The organism is Croceibacterium ferulae, assembly GCF_003660445.1.
GTDB classification, from domain to species: domain Bacteria; phylum Pseudomonadota; class Alphaproteobacteria; order Sphingomonadales; family Sphingomonadaceae; genus Croceibacterium; species Croceibacterium ferulae.
In genome coordinates, this window is record NZ_QZVQ01000027.1 from 1 (window position 1) to 5819 (window position 5819).

Annotated in this window: 3 tRNA genes and 3 rRNA genes; all 6 read left to right on the plus strand. The window is 55.3% G+C overall.

Annotated features, from left to right (window positions below):
- The first annotated feature begins 423 nt into the window (after nt 1-423).
- Nucleotides 424-1910: ribosomal RNA gene (locus D5S08_RS16170) — 16S ribosomal RNA — on the plus strand.
- A gap of 241 nt (nt 1911-2151) precedes the next feature.
- A tRNA-Ile gene (locus tag D5S08_RS16175) sits at nt 2152-2228 on the plus strand.
- Nucleotides 2229-2267: 39 nt separating this feature from the next.
- Nucleotides 2268-2343, plus strand: a tRNA-Ala gene (locus D5S08_RS16180).
- A gap of 252 nt (nt 2344-2595) precedes the next feature.
- Nucleotides 2596-5390: ribosomal RNA gene (locus D5S08_RS16185) — 23S ribosomal RNA — on the plus strand.
- A 108-nt stretch (nt 5391-5498) separates the two neighbouring features.
- A 5S ribosomal RNA gene (rrf, locus tag D5S08_RS16190) occupies nt 5499-5613 on the plus strand.
- The 16S, 23S and 5S rRNA genes sit together here with 3 tRNA genes alongside, the layout of an rRNA operon.
- Nucleotides 5614-5740: 127 nt before the next feature.
- Nucleotides 5741-5817 (plus strand) — tRNA-Met (locus D5S08_RS16195).
- Nucleotides 5818-5819: the final 2 nt, after the last annotated feature.

The following is a 5819-nucleotide window of genomic DNA, read 5'->3' on the forward strand; positions in this document are numbered from 1 at the left end:
GCCGCAACAAAATTGCCATAGTGTGTTGACGGGTAGGGAAGTCCCCCATATATGCCGTTTCACCGACGGGGCGCAGCGGTTTTGACCGGCGCGCTTCAATCGGTCGCCAACATATACGGACGACGGGTCCTCTGATGAAAGTCAGGGAGCCATTGTTGTCCGGTTTAGATGTTTGGTGTTGTTATTTGACATTGTTGATTTTGATGAAGGGACATGTGGGCGACGGCGCCTGCTGCCGGGGGTTTTAAGGCTCCGGTTGGCAGTAACCAGGTCGTTGCCGGGTTCTGATGCTCACCACGGGTATCGGGATCTGAAGCATGTTCATTCGTATCCATTACGTTTGATAGTGCAGGTAACGGCTCCTTGAAGCGCGTGCTTGGCTGGATGGCGATCGCGAGATCGTGCCGGCTTGGTATGTGACACAAACTTGAGAGTTTGATCCTGGCTCAGAACGAACGCTGGCGGCATGCCTAACACATGCAAGTCGAACGAGACCTTCGGGTCTAGTGGCGCACGGGTGCGTAACGCGTGGGAACCTGCCTTTAGGTTCGGGATAACTCCTCGAAAGGGGTGCTAATACCGGATGATGTCTTCGGACCAAAGATTTATCGCCTTTAGATGGGCCCGCGTTGGATTAGCTAGTTGGTGAGGTAAAGGCTCACCAAGGCGACGATCCATAGCTGGTCTTAGAGGATGATCAGCCACACTGGGACTGAGACACGGCCCAGACTCCTACGGGAGGCAGCAGTGGGGAATATTGGACAATGGGCGAAAGCCTGATCCAGCAATGCCGCGTGAGTGATGAAGGCCTTAGGGTTGTAAAGCTCTTTTACCCGGGATGATAATGACAGTACCGGGAGAATAAGCCCCGGCTAACTCCGTGCCAGCAGCCGCGGTAATACGGAGGGGGCTAGCGTTGTTCGGAAATACTGGGCGTAAAGCGAACGTAGGCGGCTTGGCAAGTCAGGGGTGAAATCCCAGTGCTCAACACTGGAACTGCCTTTGAAACTGCCAGGCTTGAATCCTGGAGAGGCGAGTGGAATTCCGAGTGTAGAGGTGAAATTCGTAGATATTCGGAAGAACACCAGTGGCGAAGGCGACTCGCTGGACAGGTATTGACGCTGAGGTTCGAAAGCGTGGGGAGCAAACAGGATTAGATACCCTGGTAGTCCACGCCGTAAACGATGATAACTAGCTGTCCGGGCACATGGTGTTTGGGTGGCGCAGCTAACGCATTAAGTTATCCGCCTGGGGAGTACGGTCGCAAGATTAAAACTCAAAGGAATTGACGGGGGCCTGCACAAGCGGTGGAGCATGTGGTTTAATTCGAAGCAACGCGCAGAACCTTACCAGCCTTTGACATCCTCGGACGACTTCTGGAGACAGATTTCTTCCCTTTTGGGACCGAGTGACAGGTGCTGCATGGCTGTCGTCAGCTCGTGTCGTGAGATGTTGGGTTAAGTCCCGCAACGAGCGCAACCCTCGTCCTTAGTTGCCATCATTAAGTTGGGAACTCTAAGGAAACCGCCGGTGATAAGCCGGAGGAAGGTGGGGATGACGTCAAGTCCTCATGGCCCTTACAGGCTGGGCTACACACGTGCTACAATGGCATCTACAGTGGGCAGCTAACTCGCAAGGGTGCGCTAATCTCCAAAAGATGTCTCAGTTCGGATTGTCCTCTGCAACTCGAGGGCATGAAGGCGGAATCGCTAGTAATCGCGGATCAGCATGCCGCGGTGAATACGTTCCCAGGCCTTGTACACACCGCCCGTCACGCCATGGGAGTTGGTTCTACCCGAAGGTGGTGCGCTAACCCGCAAGGGAGGCAGCCAACCACGGTGGGATCAGCGACTGGGGTGAAGTCGTAACAAGGTAGCCGTAGGGGAACCTGCGGCTGGATCACCTCCTTTCTAAGGATCTGGCCGAAAGCGCCTGGGCCGTCTCAGCAATGGGATGTCACCCGGGAAGAGCTTCGTCCTCTCCAAAGAACATTGCCGTCGTCCTCATGTCCTTTCATCACTGAAGATCGACCTGGTCGGGCTCCTTGCGGAGTTTCTGGCCTGGTCGGCGTCTGAGCTGGCTTTTGCCGCCTGCGGCCGCCTTGCATATGCATCTAGCATAGTGTTGGGCTTGGCCGGTTCGGGATGGTGGGGGCCGGTAGCTCAGGTGGTTAGAGCGTACGCCTGATAAGCGTAAGGTCGCTGGTTCGAGTCCAGCTCGGCCCACCATGTGTCTTGCTTGGCCTTGTGCCGGGCGGTGATTGGTAGGGGGCCTTAGCTCAGCTGGGAGAGCACCTGCTTTGCAAGCAGGGGGTCATCGGTTCGATCCCGATAGGCTCCACCAGACACTATCTTCAGTGTGGATAGGAAAACGTATCCGGCCCCTTGTGGTCGGTTACGCGTTTTGCCTTCAGCAAAATCGCGTCTTTGACATTGTGAATGGGTTTTTAATCGATGCCGTGGCGTATCGATCGCTTCGACTGATGAGGTCGGGTGATGGGTACGGCACAAGATTGATAATCTGGCTGAGATTTTGACCATGCCATCGGAAGGCGACCAGGCGTTATGCAGGCCTGTCGTTGATGGTGTGGATTCTCAAGCGTGAGGTAAGAGCATCTGGTGGATGCCTTGGCATGTACAGGCGAAGAAGGACGTGGCACGCTGCGATAAGCGTCGGGGAGCTGTGAGCAGGCTTTGATCCGGCGATTTCCGAATGGGGAAACCCACCTTCACCATTTCCCTCGTGTCGTGAGTGATCACGGTGTGAGAGAGGTGGAAAAGGTATCATCGAGCTGAATAAAATAAGCTTGGTGAAGCGAACCCGGGGAACTGAAACATCTCAGTACCTGGAGGAAAAGACATCAACCGAGATTCCGTTAGTAGTGGCGAGCGAACGCGGACCAGGCCAGTGCTTCATCTTCAACTAGCAGAACGCTTTGGAAAGAGCGGCCATAGCGGGTGACAGCCCCGTATGCGAAAGTGATGGATGAAGCCTCGAGTAGGGCGGGACACGTGAAATCCTGTCTGAACATGGGGGGACCACCCTCCAAGCCTAAATACTCGTACATGACCGATAGCGAACTAGTACCGTGAGGGAAAGGTGAAAAGCACCCCGATGAGGGGAGTGAAACAGTACCTGAAACCGGATGCTTACAATCAGTTGGAGCTCCCTTGAGGAGTGACAGCGTACCTCTTGCATAATGGGTCAGTGACTTAGTGTATCATGCAAGCTTAAGCCGTTAGGTGTAGGCGTAGCGAAAGCGAGTCTGAATAGGGCGACCATGAGTATGATGCATTAGACCCGAACCCCGGCGATCTAGGCATGGCCAGGTTGAAGGTGCGGTAACACGCACTGGAGGACCGAACCGGTGAATGTTGAAAAATTCTCGGATGAGCTGTGTTTAGGGGTGAAAGGCCAATCAAGCCGGGAAATAGCTGGTTCTCCGCGAAATCTATTGAGGTAGAGCGTCGGATGTATGCCGATGGGGGTAGAGCACTGGATGGGCTAGGGGGTCGCGAGATCTACCAAACCTAACCAAACTCCGAATACCATCGAGTCTTATCCGGCAGACAGACGGCGGGTGCTAAGGTCCGTCGTCAAAAGGGAAACAGCCCTAACCTACAGCTAAGGTCCCCAAGTCATCACTAAGTGGGAAAGCATGTGGGATTTCCAAAACAACCAGGAGGTTGGCTTAGAAGCAGCCATCCTTTAAAGAAAGCGTAACAGCTCACTGGTCTAAATAAGAGATCCTGCGGCGAAGATGTAACGGGGCTCAAGTGATGCACCGAAGCTTAGGGTGTGATCTTCGGATCACGCGGTAGCGGAGCGTTCCGTAGGCGAGTGAAGCGGGAGGGTAACCGACCGTGGACGTATCGGAAGTGCGAATGCTGACATGAGTAGCGATAAAGAGGGTGAGATGCCCTCTCGCCGAAAGACCAAGGGTTCCTGCGCAACGCTAATCGGCGCAGGGTGAGCCGGCCCCTAAGACGAGCCCGAAGGGGGTAGTCGATGGGAACCACGTTAATATTCGTGGGCCTGGTGGTGTGTGACGGATCGTGGAAGTTGTTCATCCTTATCGGATTGAATGGGCAGCCAAGCGGTTCCAGGAAATAGCCCCACCGTATAGACCGTACCCGAAACCGACACAGGTGGTCAGGTAGAGTATACCAAGGCGCTTGAGAGAAGTATCCTGAAGGAACTCGGCAAATTGCCTCCGTACCTTCGGAAGAAGGAGGCCCTGTCTATGCGCAAGCACTGGCAGGGGGCACAGGCCAGGGGGTAGCGACTGTTTAGCAAAAACACAGCACTCTGCTAAGTCGGCTTCAAGACGACGTATAGGGTGTGACGCCTGCCCGGTGCCGGAAGGTTAAGAGGAGGAGTGCAAGCTCCGAATTGAAGCCCCGGTAAACGGCGGCCGTAACTATAACGGTCCTAAGGTAGCGAAATTCCTTGTCGGGTAAGTTCCGACCTGCACGAATGGCGTAACGACTTCCCCACTGTCTCCAGGATATGCTCAGCGAAATTGAATTTCCCGTGAAGATGCGGGATACCCGCGGTTAGACGGAAAGACCCCGTGCACCTTTACTGCAGCTTCAGAGTGGTATTAGGAAAGAGTTGTGTAGCATAGGTGGGAGGCTTTGAAGCGACGGCGCCAGCTGTCGTGGAGCCATAGGTGAAATACCACCCTGCTGTTTTCTGATATCTAACCTCGCACCGTTAGCCGGTGTAGGGACCCTCTGTGGCGGGTAGTTTGACTGGGGCGGTCGCCTCCTAAAGAGTAACGGAGGCGCGCGATGGTAGGCTCAGGCCGGTTGGAAACCGGCTGCAAGAGTGCAATGGCATAAGCCTGCCTGACTGCGAGACCGACAGGTCGAGCAGAGACGAAAGTCGGTCATAGTGATCCGGTGGTCCTGCGTGGAAGGGCCATCGCTCAACGGATAAAAGGTACGCCGGGGATAACAGGCTGATGATTCCCAAGAGCTCATATCGACGGAATCGTTTGGCACCTCGATGTCGGCTCATCACATCCTGGGGCTGGAGCAGGTCCCAAGGGTTTGGCTGTTCGCCAATTAAAGTGGTACGTGAGCTGGGTTCAGAACGTCGCGAGACAGTTTGGTCCCTATCTGCCGTGGGCGTCGATTGTTGAGAGGAGTTGCCCCTAGTACGAGAGGACCGGGGTGAACGTACCTCTGGTGTACCTGTCATTCCGCCAGGAGTGCAGCAGGGTAGCTATGTACGGACGGGATAACCGCTGAAAGCATCTAAGCGGGAAGCCTCCCTCAAGATAAGCAATCATCGAGTCGTGATAGACCATCACGTTGATAGGCCGGGTGTGGAAGTGCGGTAACGCATGGAGCTAACCGGTCCTAATCTCTCTTATCGCGCTTGAGAATCTCACACCATCACCGACAGGCCTGCCCGCGTGGCAGCCCGGTGATGTGGTCGGATCTCCAGCCAGACAATCATCGATTAAACCCTCCCTTGCGCCAGCTTCATTGCTTGGTGGCCATAGCGCCTGTGACCCACCCGATCCCATCTCGAACTCGGCCGTGAAACCTGGCAGCGCCGATGGTACTACCGCTCAAGCGTTGGAAGAGTAGGACGCCGCCAGGCATTGCAGCCGGCGCAAGGATAAAAACCCATCACAATGATCACTGGCCCTTGCCGGCCAGCATGACAGCCCCAGGAGCATACCAGCACCAGGGGCTGTTCTGCGTCCCAGCGACGCAAGCACAGGTGACGCGGGGTGGAGCAGCCCGGTAGCTCGTCAGGCTCATAACCTGAAGGTCGTTGGTTCAAATCCAACCCCCGCAACCACC